20 protein-coding genes and 1 tRNA gene are annotated in these 16,862 nt (G+C 34.2%); 8 read left to right on the forward strand and 13 right to left on the reverse strand.

The window, feature by feature from the left end; genetic code table 11:
- Nucleotides 1-143: 143 nt before the first annotated feature.
- Genes QWY87_RS13490 through QWY87_RS13500 form a run of 3 tightly spaced genes read right to left on the reverse strand, consistent with a single transcriptional unit; the run spans nt 144 to nt 3,882 of the window.
- On the reverse strand, nt 144-3,056 hold the full coding sequence (locus QWY87_RS13490; RefSeq protein ID WP_290292092.1) for an FAD-binding and (Fe-S)-binding domain-containing protein: 2,913 nt from the start codon (nt 3,054-3,056) through the stop codon (nt 144-146).
- Between the two features lie 29 nt (nt 3,057-3,085).
- A complete protein-coding gene (locus tag QWY87_RS13495) occupies nt 3,086-3,424 on the reverse strand; it encodes a tRNA-binding protein (RefSeq protein ID WP_290292095.1) in 339 nt (112 codons plus the stop codon).
- The gene (locus QWY87_RS13500; RefSeq protein ID WP_290292098.1) at nt 3,424-3,882 is read right to left on the reverse strand and encodes an Mpo1 family 2-hydroxy fatty acid dioxygenase; all 459 of its coding nucleotides are present in this window, start codon (nt 3,880-3,882) and stop codon (nt 3,424-3,426) included. Before QWY87_RS13500 ends, QWY87_RS13495 begins: the two co-directional genes overlap by 1 nt.
- Nucleotides 3,883-4,028: 146 nt before the next feature.
- Here QWY87_RS13500 and QWY87_RS13505 point away from each other — a divergent pair, with 146 nt between their 5' ends.
- The gene (locus QWY87_RS13505; protein ID WP_290292100.1) at nt 4,029-4,586 is read left to right on the forward strand and encodes a thioredoxin family protein; all 558 of its coding nucleotides are present in this window, start codon (nt 4,029-4,031) and stop codon (nt 4,584-4,586) included.
- A 17-nt stretch (nt 4,587-4,603) separates the two neighbouring features.
- On the opposite strand, the gene QWY87_RS13510 is transcribed toward QWY87_RS13505, so the two are convergent.
- The 3 genes from QWY87_RS13510 to QWY87_RS13520 all read right to left on the reverse strand — a co-directional run bounded on the left by QWY87_RS13510 (nt 4,604) and on the right by QWY87_RS13520 (nt 7,009).
- Entirely contained in the window at nt 4,604-5,146 is a 543-nt protein-coding gene (locus QWY87_RS13510; protein ID WP_290292101.1) for a YfiT family bacillithiol transferase, read from the reverse strand.
- 6 nt (nt 5,147-5,152) lie between these two features.
- Entirely contained in the window at nt 5,153-5,968 is an 816-nt protein-coding gene (locus QWY87_RS13515; protein WP_290292103.1) for a hypothetical protein, read from the reverse strand.
- Nucleotides 5,969-6,076: 108 nt separating this feature from the next.
- Nucleotides 6,077-7,009 carry a peptidylprolyl isomerase gene (locus QWY87_RS13520; RefSeq protein WP_290292105.1) on the reverse strand — a complete coding sequence of 311 codons (933 nt, stop codon included), beginning with the start codon at nt 7,007-7,009 and terminating at the stop codon, nt 6,077-6,079.
- A gap of 171 nt (nt 7,010-7,180) precedes the next feature.
- Here QWY87_RS13520 and QWY87_RS13525 point away from each other — a divergent pair, with 171 nt between their 5' ends.
- Entirely contained in the window at nt 7,181-7,999 is an 819-nt protein-coding gene (locus QWY87_RS13525) for a hypothetical protein (RefSeq protein ID WP_290292107.1), read from the forward strand.
- A gap of 472 nt (nt 8,000-8,471) precedes the next feature.
- Complete coding sequence (locus QWY87_RS13530; protein ID WP_290292109.1) at nt 8,472-9,239, forward strand: hypothetical protein; 768 nt, start codon at nt 8,472-8,474, stop codon at nt 9,237-9,239.
- On the opposite strand, the gene aroC is transcribed toward QWY87_RS13530, so the two are convergent.
- A complete protein-coding gene (aroC, locus tag QWY87_RS13535) occupies nt 9,216-10,274 on the reverse strand; it encodes a chorismate synthase (protein ID WP_290292111.1) in 1,059 nt (352 codons plus the stop codon). The genes QWY87_RS13530 and aroC overlap by 24 nt on opposite strands.
- Nucleotides 10,275-10,432: 158 nt before the next feature.
- Between aroC and QWY87_RS13540 the strand changes: the two genes are divergently transcribed.
- Nucleotides 10,433-10,705, forward strand: a complete 273-nt coding sequence (locus QWY87_RS13540) for an acylphosphatase (protein ID WP_290292113.1) — start codon at nt 10,433-10,435, stop codon at nt 10,703-10,705.
- Here QWY87_RS13540 and QWY87_RS13545 read toward each other — a convergent pair.
- Nucleotides 10,695-11,447 carry a sulfite exporter TauE/SafE family protein gene (locus tag QWY87_RS13545; RefSeq protein ID WP_290292116.1) on the reverse strand — a complete coding sequence of 251 codons (753 nt, stop codon included), beginning with the start codon at nt 11,445-11,447 and terminating at the stop codon, nt 10,695-10,697. The two genes, QWY87_RS13540 and QWY87_RS13545, sit on opposite strands and share 11 nt — an antisense overlap.
- A 142-nt stretch (nt 11,448-11,589) precedes the next feature.
- Here QWY87_RS13545 and QWY87_RS13550 point away from each other — a divergent pair.
- The 3 genes from QWY87_RS13550 to QWY87_RS13560 all read left to right on the forward strand — a co-directional run bounded on the left by QWY87_RS13550 (nt 11,590) and on the right by QWY87_RS13560 (nt 12,621).
- Nucleotides 11,590-11,674 (forward strand) — tRNA-Ser (locus tag QWY87_RS13550).
- 214 nt (nt 11,675-11,888) lie between these two features.
- Entirely contained in the window at nt 11,889-12,338 is a 450-nt protein-coding gene (locus tag QWY87_RS13555; RefSeq protein ID WP_290292118.1) for a hypothetical protein, read from the forward strand.
- Between the two features lie 79 nt (nt 12,339-12,417).
- Nucleotides 12,418-12,621: a hypothetical protein gene (locus QWY87_RS13560; RefSeq protein WP_290292120.1), complete on the forward strand. Its 204-nt coding sequence runs from the start codon at nt 12,418-12,420 to the stop codon at nt 12,619-12,621.
- Here QWY87_RS13560 and QWY87_RS13565 read toward each other — a convergent pair.
- From QWY87_RS13565 to QWY87_RS13575, 3 genes are all read right to left on the reverse strand, one after another.
- Nucleotides 12,601-12,801, reverse strand: coding sequence for a hypothetical protein (locus QWY87_RS13565; protein ID WP_290292123.1), 201 nt, complete (start codon nt 12,799-12,801; stop codon nt 12,601-12,603). The genes QWY87_RS13560 and QWY87_RS13565 overlap by 21 nt on opposite strands.
- Nucleotides 12,802-12,874: 73 nt before the next feature.
- On the reverse strand, nt 12,875-13,288 hold the full coding sequence (locus QWY87_RS13570) for a hypothetical protein (RefSeq protein WP_290292125.1): 414 nt from the start codon (nt 13,286-13,288) through the stop codon (nt 12,875-12,877).
- Between the two features lie 209 nt (nt 13,289-13,497).
- Complete coding sequence (locus QWY87_RS13575) at nt 13,498-14,028, reverse strand: DUF4468 domain-containing protein (protein WP_290292127.1); 531 nt, start codon at nt 14,026-14,028, stop codon at nt 13,498-13,500.
- Nucleotides 14,029-14,221: 193 nt separating this feature from the next.
- On the opposite strand from QWY87_RS13575, the gene QWY87_RS13580 reads away from it, so the two are divergent.
- Nucleotides 14,222-15,271, forward strand: coding sequence for a type I restriction endonuclease (locus tag QWY87_RS13580; protein ID WP_290292128.1), 1,050 nt, complete (start codon nt 14,222-14,224; stop codon nt 15,269-15,271).
- 98 nt (nt 15,272-15,369) lie between these two features.
- Here the strand turns inward: QWY87_RS13580 and QWY87_RS13585 are convergent, their stop codons facing one another.
- Complete coding sequence (locus QWY87_RS13585) at nt 15,370-15,951, reverse strand: hypothetical protein (RefSeq protein ID WP_290292131.1); 582 nt, start codon at nt 15,949-15,951, stop codon at nt 15,370-15,372.
- A gap of 150 nt (nt 15,952-16,101) precedes the next feature.
- The gene (locus QWY87_RS13590) at nt 16,102-16,758 is read right to left on the reverse strand and encodes a DUF4145 domain-containing protein (protein ID WP_290292133.1); all 657 of its coding nucleotides are present in this window, start codon (nt 16,756-16,758) and stop codon (nt 16,102-16,104) included.
- Nucleotides 16,759-16,862 lie beyond the last annotated feature (104 nt).

The following is a 16,862-nucleotide window of genomic DNA, read 5'->3' on the forward strand; positions in this document are numbered from 1 at the left end:
CAATATCTTGATATAAAGCAACTTGGAATGTATTATATTGATAGTAATATCTTACAAGTAGCCTTAAAAAGGGTATTATAATCGTTCTCTAATTAAATTTAAGAGGGCTCTAAAATTAAATAAATTTACCTTGTCTGCAAAACTTATTTTAAAGCTTCCTTGAACAAGCTAATTGGATGTTTTGCCAATCTATTTGTTCCGTCTTTAATTTGGTGTCTACAACTTGTTCCTGAGGCAATAATTTCAACATTAGATTCCATATTTCTAACTTTAGGGAAAAGTGTATCTTCTCCTACTTGCATGCTTAGATCATAGTGTTCTTTTTCATAACCAAACGATCCGGCCATACCGCAACATCCTGTATTCATAATTGAAACTTCGAAATTTTGAGGCAGGTTTAGCATGCTAAAAGTAGCCTTCATATTTGACAGCGACTTTTGCTGGCAATGTCCATGAACTTTTATTTTTTTTGCCTTACTTGTAAATTGACGTTTATGAATCTTGCCTTTTTTAATTTCTCTCTCAATAAATTCTTCTATTGTAAAGGCATTTGTACTTATGAGCTTCGCATTTTCTTTGTCATCTGCCAATCTGAGATATTCATCTCTAAAAGTTAAAATTGCCGAAGGTTCTATTCCAACAAGTGGTGCATCTTTATTAATTTTTTCTTTGAAAAAGTCAACATTAAGGTTTGCTAGTTCTTTAGCTTCATCTAAGAGACCCTTTGAGATAAAACTCCTGCCACTTTCCTCGTGATCAGTAATTAAAACCTCATAGCCTAACTTTACTAGAGCTTCGATGCAGTCTTTTCCAACCTGATCATCATAAAAGTTTGTAAACTCGTCAATAAACAAATAAACTTGACCATTTGGGTAATGGGTATTTTTAAACCTGTTTTTATTGTTTTGATACCATTTTTTAGTTGTTTTCTGAGCAAGCTTAGGAATACTTCTTTGTATAGCCACGCCCATTATTTTTTTAGCCAGGCTGGTACTTAATACCAAATTGGCAATGGAGGGCATTAAAGAGCCTAACTTGTTGTATTTCACGTTATCCGCAAATAACCTCGTCCTGAAACTCACACCGTTTTCTTTTTGATATTGATAGAGAAATTCAGCTTTCAATGCTGCCACATCAACATTACTAGGGCATTCACTGGCACAGGCTTTACAACTTAAACAGAGATCAAATACTTCTTTTAGTTCAGCATGATCAAATCGATTTGATTTTTCGCTATTCGTTAAGTATTCTCGCAGCATGTTTGCTCGAGCTCGAGTTGTATCCTTTTCGTTTTTAGTAGCTCTATAACTTGGGCACATTGTTCCGCCGGCAAATACAGGTTTTCTACAATCTCCTGAGCCATTACATTTTTCAGCAGCTCTTAATATGCCTTGTGAATCAGAGAAATCCTGAATGGTTTCTATTTGAGGTTCTTCCCGATCCGGATTATACCTTAGAGAAGCATCCATAGGCCAAGGGTCAATAATCTTTCCAGGATTAAAAATTTGCTGCGGATCGAATACTTGTTTGATCCTTCTCATCAGCTCATAATTCTTTTTACCCAACATAAGACTTAGAAATTCTGATCTGACTATACCATCTCCATGTTCCCCGCTCATTGAACCTTTATATTTCTTTACAAGTTCAGCTACTTTACTGGTGATTTCACGAAATAAATGGATGTCTTCACTCAATTTAAGATTGAGGATAGGTCTTAAGTGCAGTTCGCCAGCACCCGCATGGGCATAATAAACAGCCTCCTGGTCATAGCTTTTCATCATTGCTGTAAATTCAGCAATGTAGTTTGGTAGGTCCTTAACTTCTACAGCGGTGTCTTCAATACAGGCCACAGCCTTGCGGTCACCCACTATATTACCTAACAAGCCCAGGCCTGCTTTTCTAAGAGACAGGGCCTTTCCAATGTCGTCACCTAATAGGATAGGATGCGCGTAACCAAAATTTTTGTCTTGTAATTCTTTAATAAGTGCTTGCGCATTTTTTTTGACAATATCCGGATCATCATGACAGAGTTCCATCATTAATATCGCGGCAGGATCGCCTTGAACAAAAAATCTGTTTTTTAATTGTTCCCGATTATTCTTGGTACAGTCAAGAATGGTTTTATCCATTAATTCACAAGTATATAGATTGTGATTCATGGCTGCAACTACAGCCTCAAGACTTTCCTGAATACTTTCAAAATGAGCAGCAACGATGATGTTATGGGCAGGAGGGAGGAGATCAAGAGATAAGGTAACATCTGTTGTGAAAGCCAAAGTTCCTTCGCTTCCACAAAGTAATTTTGCTACATTGATTGGCTTATTTTCATCAGAAAAGATTTCATTATCAAGTAAGGCATCTATTGCATATCCATTATTCCTGCGATGAATCGATGGTTTTGGGAATTCATTTCTAATTTCCTCTTGGGTTTCTTTTTTTGACAATTCGCTGAAAAGCAGGTTGTATATTTTGCTTTCAAGTGAATTTCCTTTTAGTTTTTCGTTAAACTCTTTTTTAGTCAGATTTCCGAAGGCACAGGCTGATCCATCAGACAAAACAGTGTTCATTTCAATTACCTTGTCTCTGGTAACGCCGTATTGAATTGAAGTAGTTCCAGAAGAATTATTTCCAACCATTCCGCCAATCATGCAACGGTTTGAAGTAGAAGTGTTCGGACCAAAAAACAGGCCAAATGGCTTTAAAAATTCATTTAATTCATCGCGCACAATTCCTGGTTCAACCCGAATGGTTCTATTCTTTTCATCAAAGGCTAGTATGCGTGTATAGTTTTTAGACGTATCCACTATGATTCCTTCACCAACGCATTGACCCGCAAGTGATGTCCCGGCGGTTCTTGGAACGAGTGAAATCTTTCGCTTTGATGCGAAATCTATAAGTGTTTTGATGTCATCTGGCCCTTTTGGAAAGGCTACTGCCAAAGGTATTTTTCTATACACTGAGGCGTCAGTAGCATACATGTTCTTATGAAGATCATCAGTATATAATTCGCCACTTAAATCGGTTGAAAGTTGATGCAATTCTTTTGTCACTGACATGCTTAAAACAATAAAATTTTAGGTTTGTATTAAAGTACCTGTGTTCCGTTAGCGATATTGTCGCCTGATTGTAAAAGTACTACATCTTTACCGTTTTGAAGCCCTAAAACAAGGCATTCACTCTTGAAATTTGCAATTTGTTTGGCTTCAAAATTTATAACGGCTATGACTTTTTTATGCATTAAAGTCTCCTTTGAATACAAGGTGGTTATTTGAGCACTTGACTTTTTTATTCCCAGGTCACCAAAATCTATTTTAAGCTGAAAAGCAGGAACTCTGGCTTTAGGAAAATCCAATACTTCAATGATGGTTCCAACTCTCAAATCAACTTTCTGAAAGTCTTCAAAAGAGATAACGGCTGAACTCATTACTTAGATAGTTTTTCTAAGACCCAGGCCGGACCTATTAATAAAAACTGAAGGTCTTTAATAAAGGAAGGTTTTTTACCTTCAATATGATGCCCGTAGAATTGCCCGATCCAGGCAGCAACGAAAATTGCTACAGAAGTAATAAATAAAGGCAGGTATTGACCTAAATAGTAGTTGCCAATGATGGTAAGTACACCAAATCCTAACATTCTTAAAAATAGCGTAAATGATAAGCGGATGTAAAAGATCAAAAGAAAGACCATTACGATACTGGCCCAATTTCCAATCATAGGATTGCTAATACCTAATGTGTTTTGAATAAATCCTGAAGGAATACTCATGATCATCCCGACGATGCTGAAAAATATGGCAGGAACACAGATATAATGGATCTTTTGATTGGTTTCGTTTTGATGGCTTACGGCATATTCATCATACCATTGTTGCGCTGTCTTCATAGGATTGATTTCAATTTTAATATTATTTGAATGTGCTTTTATTTCTAGTAAGCAAGAATAGCATCTTAAAAAGTTAATAAATGGTTCCTTTTAAAAGATTATTTTTGTGTCAAGATTGAAGTAAATATATAAATAAATTAGGATTTATGGCGAACACAGCATCTAATATGCTTCCTCTAGGATCTGAGGCTACGGATTTTAAATTAATTGACACGATTTCGAATGAGGTTTTATCTTTAGAACAGTTAAAAGGAGAAAAAGCAACAGTTATAGTTTTTATATGTAATCACTGCCCATTCGTTATTCATGTTAATCATGAATTAATTAGGATGGCACAGGAGTATAAAGAGAAAGGAGTTGGGTTTATTGCCATCTCCTCGAATGATAGTGTCAACTATCCGCAAGATGGTCCTGAAATGATGAAAAAAGTGGCGCTTGATTTGTCTTACCCATTTCCTTATTTATATGATGAATCGCAGGAGGTAGCTAAGGCCTATCAAGCGGCCTGTACACCAGATAATTATGTTTTTGATAAGGATTTAAAATTGGTTTACCGAGGGCAAATCGATAATTCAAGACCAGGAAACGGCGTGCCCGTAAGCGGAACTGATCTTAGAGAAGCATTAGATTTACTTTTAGCCGGCAAAACATTACATGGTCAGCAAAAACCAAGTATGGGATGTAATATTAAATGGAAAGCTTGATGATGAAAATTAATAAATTAGAACCAATCTTTATCTATCAATAGATTCCCTATATGGGTATAATGATGTTTGCTATGCCACGCGTAGATACCAATGTTTTTTTCAAGTGAAACTTCTTCATTCGTATCTGGATGTATAAATACCCGCTTTAACTCTTCTTTTGACAGTCCCTTAAGTAAATAAACCCATTTGGCATGAAGACTTTCTAAGGCGGTAAGAGATAATTCTATCGGAGCCTTATAATCATTTAATTCGGCCCAACGGTCTTCATGATAAGCCTTAATCACTGGTTTATCTTCAGTCAAAGTCCATTTGAATCTGATATAACTATTGTAATGGCTGTCAACCACGTGATGAATCACTTGTCTAATTGTCCAGCCACCATCTCTATAAGGGGTGTCTAACTGCTCATCAGATAGCTTCTGCGTGATCAAACGCATCTTTCTTGGAAAGGAATCAAGTATTTTAATCCATTTTTGAATGTCAATTTCTGTAATTTCTTCAGGAATTTTTGCCTTCCCGATAGGATATTTAAGTTGTTCTAATGGATCGATTTGCATATTTTACTAAAAATTGGCATGAAGGGTTAACAACGGCCCCGAAAAATCCATGTTGAATCTGCCGTCTAAGTTACCATCGGTAACTCTTGCGTTTAAAAAGAAAAAACGATAGTCCAAACCAACCCCGAAATTTTTTATAATCTGGTATTTAACACCCGGTGCAATATCCCATAAGCCTCCTGAGTATTTATCAATAGTGATTCCAAACCAGTCAACCCTGGCTACAAATGCCCATTTTGGTGTAGGAGCCCAATGATACCATCCTCCTATATTTGGCAAAGGGATCAAGCCATCAATAGTTTTTTTCTCAAATTTACGGTCTCCTTCACTGGATAAGGCCTCACCTTCTATAAATAGTCCAAGGTTCATGGCATGAACTCCAAGTCCGGCACCTAAAGAATGTTTTGGTCCGGATGAAATTGTTCTCCCCACAAATATCCTAAACACGCCCACACTAACTCCTCCTCTAACAGTGCTGCCTGGTAGAAAAGTTACATTATCAAATTTAATAGAATCTTTTAATGTTGCCCCAGCAGCATTGTTTACGGTAAAACCTTCTACGGTTAAGCGCCATTTCTTGTTCCATCTCCATTCTAAATTTAAAAATGGGGTAGCCTGGTTATCATTGAAATCGAATGTTTCTGACCAATCAATATCACTATCCTCAGACTCAGCACTGGCGCCAAATTTAATGTCCTTTTGAGGAATGAAGACCCCAATTTCTCCGTAAAATTCATCAGCTAAAAGTGGATGCTGTTCCTCTTCTTGAGCCCAAGTAAAAGGGATAAAACAGAAAGAAAAAATGAGGAGTAAATATTTCATAATATATGAATATTGGATTATTGGACTATTAAAGTTACAATATAATTAGCACATAAAAAAGCACCTGTCATAAAAATAACAGGTGCTTTTGATTCTATGTAGAAAGGCTTATTTAACAGCCACTAATTCAACGTCAAAAATCAATGTGGCATCAGGAGGTATAACCCCTCCAGCTCCTTGCGAGCCATAAGCCAAATGAGAAGGAATAACCAAACGTGCTTTGTCTCCAACTTGCAACAATTGCAAGCCTTCATCCCATCCTTTTATAACCTGACCAATTCCTACTGTAAAGTCAATTGGTTGTTTACGATCATATGAAGAATCAAATACCCTTCCATCAGGCAACTGACCTTTATAATGTACAGAGATTTCTTTACCTTGACTTGCTTGTGCACCAGATCCTTTTTGAATAATCTGATATCTTAAACCGCTTTCAGTTTTTTCAAAACCTGCTGCTAGTTTGTCTAATTCAGCATCCATTTGTTCTTTAGCTTCAGCTATTTTTTTATCTCTATCTCCTTCAAAAGTTCTGAATGCCTCAATCGCATCAAAGGCTTCAGCAGCTCCGCCAACTCTTATGATTTCCATTTTTTCAATGCTGTCATCTTGAGTGATCGTATCAACTATGTCTTGTCCTTCAAGTACTTCACCAAAAACAGTATGCTTATTATCTAACCAAGGTGTTGGTACATGCGTTATGAAAAACTGTGATCCATTTGTTCCAGGGCCAGCATTGGCCATAGAAAGAATACCTGGCTTGTCATGCTTAAGGTCTGCGTGAAATTCATCCTCAAAGCTATAACCTGGATTTCCTGTTCCTGTTCCAAGAGGGCATCCGCCTTGAACCATAAAATCAGGAATCACCCTGTGAAATTTTAAACCATCATAATATCTTTCACCTTGTGGTTTAGCTGAGTTTTCTAAATTTCCTTCTGCGAGGGCAACAAAATTACCCACTGTTCCTGGAGTTTTTTCCATCTCAAGCTTTAAAAGAATATCACCCTTTGTGCTTTTTATTTTCGCATATAAACCGTCGTTCATGTCTTATTTTTTTTAAAATCCTTGCAAAGATAAATTATTCCGTAAGAAATGGAATCAACTCAGAAGATTTATTGAAAAATTTTAAGGAAATATTAGCATTTACAACCTTGAACCATATAAAATATTTTAGGTTTTGTAGCGTTATAAAACAGTAATACAAAAACAATTACAATGAAAAAGATCGGATTTATAATTATCGTTTTGTTTTTAAGCCATACGATATCCGCACAAATACAGAAAGAAAGTTTCAACGAATCAGAAATTCCTGATGGTTGGATCTACGAAATTAATTCAAATGCCACCGGGTGGCAATTTGGATATACGGGTGTAATGCCAAACAGTGGCCCAACGATTGAATCTGAGTTTGATTCAGGTGCAGCGTTATTTAATGATCATGTTCATGGATCAAAATCAAATGACAGAACGAGCTTGACAACGCCGATTGCAGACCTTTCGGATGTTAAAGATGTTCAGATAGAAGTAACCTACAACTTACAGGTTGAAGATGAAAAAGGCGAGTTCTCTATCGAAGTGTTTGATGGAAAAAAATGGAAAGAAGTGTATTTTCAGGATACTTCATCTCCTAAAAACACAGGTATGAATGAAGTAGTCTTGTTAGAAGTAAGTGAATTTTTGAATGATGAATTTCAAGTAAGGTTCGTATATAATGATGAAGGTCAAAACGAAACACAGGGTTTAGGAATTGATCATTATGAATTAAAAGAAGCTACCATGGATGTCGAATTCAATGAAAGTAAAATCAGTTCAATTAATGTCTTAAACTTACCGGATAACGTTTTGGTATTAGATACTAATGATGAATTGAATACAGATGTTATGCAAGATCTGGCTCAACATTTAGAGCGATCAGAACTTTCAACAGATTCAATTATGTATAATATTACTGAATTCCCAAACGGAAGCGAGATGTTCAGAGTCCAAGAAGAAAACAACGTAGGTTCATTTAAGACATATAAGAAGTTGAAATAATAATTAACATTTTAGATTTTGTTTAAAAGACTACTTGTTTCGATAAGTAGTCTTTTTTTGTTTCGTTTTATATCAAAACAAAAGACCGCTATGAAATTTTTATCTTCCAGTAGCGGTCCAAAAAAAAGGGATCTTTAGGGACTTTGCTTTTGAGAGCAAAGCCATATATTAATGTCTTTTTCTTCATCTGTTGAAGGTTTAAGACTCGACAATTCAATTTTACATCCATGAATGCTTCAATAATCTGAAACCTACACGACGGCCTTATACAGAAACATCTGTATTAAATTTATGATGAGAAAATTGTTATTTGAGGGAAGTGAGTTGCACTTGTTAACATACAACTGAATCTTAAACGCTTGAATTAAAATTTTATTTTAAGTGATACATAATTATTACTTTTACCTCCATGAGAATTATCTTCGATAGTAATTCTTGTCTAATCTCAGATTCATTAAAAAGGGTAGTTTAAATGATCAACATACACGTGGATGACGCTTCCAATGAACAAAAAGTCAAAGAAATTATTCTTTCATTCAATGATACCGGCAAAACCTATTGGAAGAAAAGAAATACCATTAAAGTTTTTGATTTTGAAGATAAACAGTGGAATGTAAAATCATTTAAAGTACCACATTTGATTAATCGTTTTGCTTATAAATATGTGAGAGGCTCGAAGGCAAGACGCTCATTTGAACATGGAAAGAATATACTGGCTAAAGGAATTTTGACTCCAAAACCAATTGGCTATGTAGAATATAGTAATTTAATAGGTTTAGAAGAAAGTTTTTATGTTTCTGAAAATTTGAATTACGATTTGAAATTTGAAAACCTTTTTGATGAGAATTATCCTGATAGAGTGAATATCCTTGAGCAGTTCACTGAGTTCACATATCAGTTGCATGAGAATGAGATCCATAGTTTTGATCATTCAAAAGGGAATACATTGATGATAAAGAAACCGGATGGTTCGTATGATTTTTATTTGGTTGACCTGAATAGAATGAAATTTGAAAAAATGGATTACCAGCAAAGGATTGATAATTTCAATAGATTAGGATTAACACCATCAATGATAGAAATTATAGGAAGCAAATACGCTGCTATCACAGGCCTGGATAAAGCTAAAGTAATTAGCGATATCACTGCTTCTTGTGATAAATTCCACGAATTTAAATATCGCAAAATGCGATGGAAAAAGAAGTTTGGTATGAGTTTAGCTCCTGGCTCTGGCCAATAAGTAAAAATCTGCCATGACCATTGCGGCTAATGCCTCAATAATAGGAACAGCTCTAGGCACTACACATGGATCATGTCTTCCTCGACCTTGCATTTCAACATTATTCCCCTTAGAATCAATCGTATCTTGTTTTTGGATCAATGTAGCAACAGGTTTGAACGCCACGCGAAAGTAAATATCCATACCATTAGAAATCCCGCCTTGAATACCTCCAGACAGGTTTGTTTTAGTAGTACCGTCTTGATTAAATAAGTCGTTGTGATCACTACCTTTCATTTTCGCTCCGCAAAAACCACTTCCATACTCAAATCCTTTCACCGCATTTATTGAAAGCATGGCTTGCCCTAGTGCAGCATGCAGTTTGTTAAAAATAGGTTCACCCAATCCAACAGGAATATTTTGAATAACACAGGTGATTGTTCCTCCAACAGTATCTCCTTGTTTTTTGATTTCGCTGATATGTTCAATCATCTTTTCAGCGATAACTGGGTCAGCGCATCTCACGATATTTTGTTCTATTGTTGAGAAGTCAAGTTCTTGGTATGGTTTATCGATAAAAATTTCTCCTACTGAAGAAGTAAAAGCGGTTATCTTGATGTCTTTGATCAATTGTTTGGCAACTGCGCCACCAACAATCCAATTTGCTGTTTCTCTTGCTGAACTTCTACCACCACCTCTGTGATCACGTACTCCATATTTTTGATCATAGGTGTAATCGGCGTGAGAAGGTCTGTAAACGTCTACATTATGAGTATAGTCTTTACTCTTTTGATTGGTATTTTTGATTTGAAAGCCAATAGAAGTTCCTGTTGTTTTCCCTTCGAAAATGCCGGATAAAAATTCAACCTGATCTGGCTCCTTTCTCTGTGTTGTAATTTTTGATTGTCCTGGTTTTCTGCGGTCCAGTTCATTTTGAACATATGATAGATCAAGATCAATACCTGCAGGACAACCGTCAATAACACCTCCAATTGCCGGACCGTGTGATTCGCCAAAAGTGCTTAGTTTAAAAAGATTACCAATTGAGTTACTCATGTAAATAGATTAAAAAAATCGAAAAGCAAAGTTACTATAATAAGTGAGAAGTGAAAAACGAGAACTAATAAGTTTTGGAATATTAATCATAAATTTGACCCTGTAGCGAACCCTTCGGAGGTGAACCCTTCACTTCCGACCCGGTGAGCGTATTTAAAATGATCAAAAACTATCAAATACAAGTAGTAGGTAAGGTTCAAGGTGTCTGGTTTAGAAAATATACTTTTGAGGAAGCCGTAAAACTCAATATTGTGGGCTTTGTGAGGAATGAGCAGAATGGCAGTGTTTATGTTGAAGCAGAAGGAATCGAATCAGATTTGAATCAATTGTTGCGATTCTTAGAGAAAGGCTCACCCATGTCAAAGGTAGAATCTGTAAACTATGAGCTTGCACCTGTTAGGCATTATACAGAATTTAAAATTAGTCGGTAAAGAACCATAATTTTATGGCCATAATGATCACCATTACGATTAAAAATATTTTCACTAACCCGTCTCCTTTTGAAACTGACCACCTGCTGGCAAACCAGCCACCTACAGCATTTCCGAAAGCAAGAATCAGCCCGTATTCCCAATTTATTTTATCATTGACCATAAAAATGATCACTGCAAAAACGGTATAAATTCCTGTTATAACAATTTTGAGGGCATTACTTTTTACTAAAGAAAATCTATTGACCCCTGAAAGGACCAGTAACATTAAAAAGCCGACACCAGCTTGAATAAAACCTCCATAAATTCCTACGAAGAAAAATAGAATAATACTTGTCCATAAGTGCTTGCCACTAACTCTTTCTATAACATCTTCAAGTTTAGCTTTTCTATTTAAAACCAGGTAGGCAACAACAATGACCATGATAATGGCAAGAATTTTATTAAAAAGCGCACCATCAATTTCAATAGCCAATTGTGCTCCAAGAATGGCGCCTAATGTTGCTGAAATTCCAAAATAGATGCTGAATGGATAGGTATTGATTCCCTTACTCCGAAATCCGGCATTCGTCACAATACTTTGAATTAATATGGCTATTCTATTGGTTCCGTTCGCTACGCTAGGAGGGAGGCCTAAAAAGATAAGCATAGGCAAGGTTAACAGTGAACCACCTCCGGCTAAGGTATTTATAACACCGGTTACCAATCCAATAAAAGCTAAAAGTATTAATTCTAATTCCATGTAAAAAAGTAAGCGATAAAAGTAGTATTTATTTAATTAGTTGCTAAGTGAAATTAACTAGAAAAAAAATTATAAAATGCTTTAGTAAAACAAAAAAGGGTTTTATATTTGCGCTCGCATTTGAGCAATCAGATACACTCTTGGAGAAATGGCAGAGTGGTCGAATGCACTAGTCTTGAAAACTAGCGAGGGTCACACCTCCGGGGGTTCGAATCCCTCTTTCTCCGCAAAAACCCTTGTAACTTATTTGTTATGAGGGTTTTCTATTTTTAGGTGACAAAATAGGTGGGAATTTAGGTTACTTTACTCTGTTAATAATAAAATACCACTTCAATTTACTACTTTATTAGGATGCGATTGTAAACCAAAATTTTCAACGATAACATTATTGTATATAGACTTAATCCTCAGTATATTTATGTACTTTTTACATTTATTGTTATGAAATTATCTAACACCCTTTTTCTATTATTATTTTTGAGCTTAATTACGTCATGTGTCAAACAATCCGATGATAAAATAGAAATATTATCATGCTTTGATAAAGACCCAAAAGACTTATATGATTCATTTAGACCTGAATTTGAGCGAAGATTTGTAGATGCATCGGATGGTGAAATATACCTAATAGTCTTTGATAAAAAAGAGAAGCCTATAATTGGGTTTGTTGGAAACGAAAAAGTTAGTGAGATTCGTTTAATTAGTTCCAATAATAAAATATTTACATCTTGGTGTAATTACTTTGGTACGGATACTGTCTATAAAAAAAAGATAGATGTTCGGAAAGAGAAAATTTCATATCAATTATATGCTGAAAGAGGTTATTCCGAAGAGGGTGGGTTAGAATATGTTATGGGAATTCAAAAGGTAAATCCTGAAAAAAAAGAGTAATGATACTTTTTTGAAATTCCGTAACAACAGCAAGGTTTTTCCTTACCTCAAAATCAATATCAGTTTCTAACTTTGGGTTATGAAATTACAAGAACTTGTTTATTACTGCGATTCACACCCTCAGCATCAGGAGGAAATCATCTCTAATAATTGGAAGTATTGGGATATGACTTTAGATGAAATGATTAAGGAGCTAGGGGAATGGAAACCCCTACCGATTAAAGAGGGGTTTGATATTTGGAAATTGAAGCTGAATAATTTTTTAATGACAGTCTTTAATTAGATAATCAAACTCTTTATATAATTGGCGTATTCTTTCATCTCGAGATGCTTCGTTTCCTACATGTTCTCTTATGTCAGCTTCTTGCTGATTTCTCCAAATCAATAAATCTTCGTAACAAGTATCGTCGTCCTTGTCACAACTAATTATCATTACAGTTAATGCAAAAAATATCCTTTTCAAAGCCTTAATTTTAGTACTAAATAGTATTAGTTAGAATTATTAGTTTCATATTAAAAATCAGATAATACTTAAATTAATATACAAATTCGAGTGTTGTAGGACGGATAATTCCATTTACAGCTTTAGTAGTAATTGTTGTGGAATCTACCAACTCTCCATTTATATAAAGATTAAACTCTTCCATTTCATTTATTTGACTAAGATATGCCCAAACACTTATGGTTATGCAGTCGCAAGTTGTCTGTATTTTCGTTACTTCATCTCCTGAAGTATAGTATGTGTATTCAGAGGTAAAAGGCAGGTCTGTTCTATCCCACTGTTTAACACCCCTTGAATTAACAGAGATAGATGCCCTTGGAAAAGAATATTTACCCTTAATTTCAATTTTTATATCAAATTTTTCAGGTATTTCTTTTATCGATTCATCTTCAGATGAACATCCGATTAAACTAAATAGAAACAAACCTAATAATATTACTTTTTTCATACTCTTTTTTTTGTTTTTACAAAACTGGTGAAAAGGTTTAGGTTTCTATTATGGGTTACCGTAAACTATAAAATTTACCCTAGTAAGGGTATATGATTTTAGTGCTAAAAGTTGGAATATTGGAAAGTGGAGTTAGATGAAATGATTGATGAGTTGGGAAATGAAAAACCCGAAAAAATCATTGATGGTTATATTAAATAAAGATTTGGTTACCAATTATCATTGGTTGTATCATTCAATAGAAAATCAATATAATTATCATAGATATTATTCAACTCTATATTGATTTCATTCTTCATTTTTTGAACTTTGTCTAGATGCTTCTTCTTCTTACTATCACCATAATAAAGTAATGATAACTCAATATCATACTTTACCCCATTAGCCGCAATCGAGTTTATATCATAAACATGATATTTTACTTTTTCATCCTTAATGTCAATTTGAATTAAATAACTTAATCCATATGTATAAAACTTGGATGTAATGATTGAATTTGAAACACCCTGGAAACGTAACATTTTATTCTCAACACTTGATTGAATTACTGATTCAGTATTTCTAAAGTTATATGCAACCCATTCAAGGGTTTTCCCATAAATAACATCTTTCTCTTGATTTGGGACATTATTTATTGTTTCTCCCTCGAACATATTTAATTGATTAAACTCAATCTTTAAATCCTGACCAGAAATCATATTATATATCATCAAAGCTAAAATTGCCAACTTGCATTTCATAATCGAGATATTTTTAAATATTCACCGAAAGGTAGACTTCAATTAAACCTTAAACCATGACAATAATCAACCTACTCAAATTTACCCTGATGAGGGTATTTTGCAATTGCATGATATATGTCAGTTAAATTAAGTTATACAATTTATAAATTCATCCATTGCAATATCTGCTTAAATATTCAAAATTTATACGATGGAAATAAAATCAAAACTTAAGGAATTAACTGAAAAGGTTAACCTAATGAAGGAACAAATAACAACTGAAGAAGCAACTAAAACTGCTTTTATTTTACCCTTTATAAACTTACTAGGTTATGATATTTTTAACCCGACAGAAGTAGTTCCAGAATTTACTGCAGATATTGGCTTAAAAAAGGGGGAAAAAGTTGACTATGCTATATTTGAAAATGGCAATCCTATTTTAATAATTGAGTGTAAACATTGGAAGGAAGATTTAGATGTTCATAATTCACAACTGTTTAGATATTTTCATGTTTCAAAGTCGAGGTTTGCTCTTTTAACTAATGGAATTGAATATAGATTCTACACTGATCTAGAACACACCAATAAAATGGATGAGAAACCATTTCTAGAATTTAATATTAGCAAATTGAAGGATTCAACAGTTTTGGAAATTTCGAAATTTCATAAATCTAACTTCGATATAGATAAGATTGTTTCTAATGCCAGTTCTTTAAAATATACAAAGGAAATAAACAAGGTTTTTAATACTGAATTGAATGAGTCTTCAGATGATTTTGTACGATTCTTTGCCTCAAGAGTTTACAACGGTAGATTAACGGAGAAGGTTATGGAACAGTTTAGGGAACTGGTTCAAAAAGCAATTAATCAATTAATCAGTGAAAAAGTAAATGATAGACTTCAAAGCGCATTGTCTAAAGAAGCTGTTCAGCAAGATGAGGAAAACATTGAAGTTGTAGAAGAAAGTAAGATAGAAACTACCGAGGAGGAATTGGAAGGTTATAGAGTGATTGTTGCTATATTGAGGCGTAAACTTGAAAAATCAAGAATTGCATATAGAGACACCCAATCATATTTCGGGATTTTACTAGATGATAATAATCGTAAACCACTATGTAGACTTCATTTGAATGGGGGAACAAAATATATTGGGTTGATTGATAAAAATAAAAAAGAGATAAGAGAAAATATTGAGACTATTGATGATATATACAACTTTGAAGAAAAGTTGTTGGATACTGTAGATTTCTATCTCAATTAAATCTCAATGCAATAGAATTATCAACCTATTGAAATTTACCATGTTAAGGGTATGTGCTAATGTGTGGGAGTGGTGGAATGAAAACCCCCTCCTTCTTATCAAAAATCATTCCCACGGGACTTCTTTTCGATTTTATCAAGTACCTCACCTTGAGCTTTAATACTAAACGACATTGTAAATTCTTTCCCAAGCCTACAATCCCCGTCCTTATGCTCAATTATAATTAATAAAAAATGACCATCTTTATAAGCTCTATACTCTAACGCCCTACTCGGCGTGGCGTTAAATTGTGCCTCATAAAATTTAACGCCATAAAAATTCTCAACTGCTTTAATAAATCTATAAGTCTCTGAAAACTCATACAACTTTACTTCGCTTTTTTTTATTTCTAAATTCATGTTAGATAGAGGGTATCCATTATCTTCTAAAACCCTAAATTTCAAGGTTTCTTGAAAATCCTCATAAAACTCTTCATTAGGATGAAAACCCAATTCGGTTATGTAATTCGTTTTTCCTACGAATGCCGCCCATACTTTTCCATCAATTCCACCAAGCCTTATTTTTACCCCTTCTTCCTTTTTTCCGTCATATTCTTCTCCAATAACAAATTGTTTCATCCCGACTTGACCCGTCATTATGGACGTAGCTAAAACAGTAAATAATAGATATTTCTTAATCATTTTCAACTTTTTCACCAAATGTACAAATTAATATCAATCCTTTTTTTGATTAAGAAATTTACCCTGATGAGGGTATGGAGTTAGATGAAATGATTGATAAGTTAGGGGAATGAAAAAACTAATGAAAATTTGAGTTATTAAACGCAAGATTTAAATCATGTCTTTTTTATATTGTTCGGTCAAAAGTTCCATTTCAATCCAATGCGTGGTTACTTTAATTAACAACTTTAAATCTTTAATGTCTTTATCTTCCCATTTACGAACATAGTGAGTTTCGTCATTTCCTAACCAAGTTGCTCGTTCACCCATTTCCCTGACATTGATATTTTCGATGTCATCTTTAATGCACTTGCCAAGAAATTTTTTCTTTATGTTTATTTCTTTTTCAGGGTTTTTAGCAATCAAATAGTCTTTTATTAAAAATTCTAGTGCTTTTCTAAATCCTATTCCTGCTATATGGTGCAAGTTTAAGGATTCTGCTTTTGATGCTTGGTTGAAGATTTCAATAAAATTACTTGATAAGTTTTTCAAAGTATCTGAAAACTCAACTTCAACAAATGTTCCAATTGAAGAAGATTGGTATGCAAAAGAAGCTCCACTTGTTCCTCGGTTAAACTGAGCTAAGAATATCCGACCACAATTGGAATTAGGACAGCCATAAACAATTTCAAGAGCGTTTCCTTTAAGAAATGCCTGGAACGTCTTTGGAGTCACACTATTATGACAAAAAGGGCATTCATGTGGGGCTGTGTAATAATTAACCAATTTGCTTGAACCATCAAATTGAAGTGCTTTTATACTTAACATTTATCTCTTTTAAATTGTTAATGACAAGTAAATATAATTGAATAGTTTTTATTTATATCAATATTCATAGATTACCTAGAACGGTTTCTCATTCCAAATATTTT

Source organism: Lutimonas halocynthiae (assembly GCF_030409835.1).
In the GTDB taxonomy this organism is placed as follows: domain Bacteria; phylum Bacteroidota; class Bacteroidia; order Flavobacteriales; family Flavobacteriaceae; genus Lutimonas; species Lutimonas halocynthiae.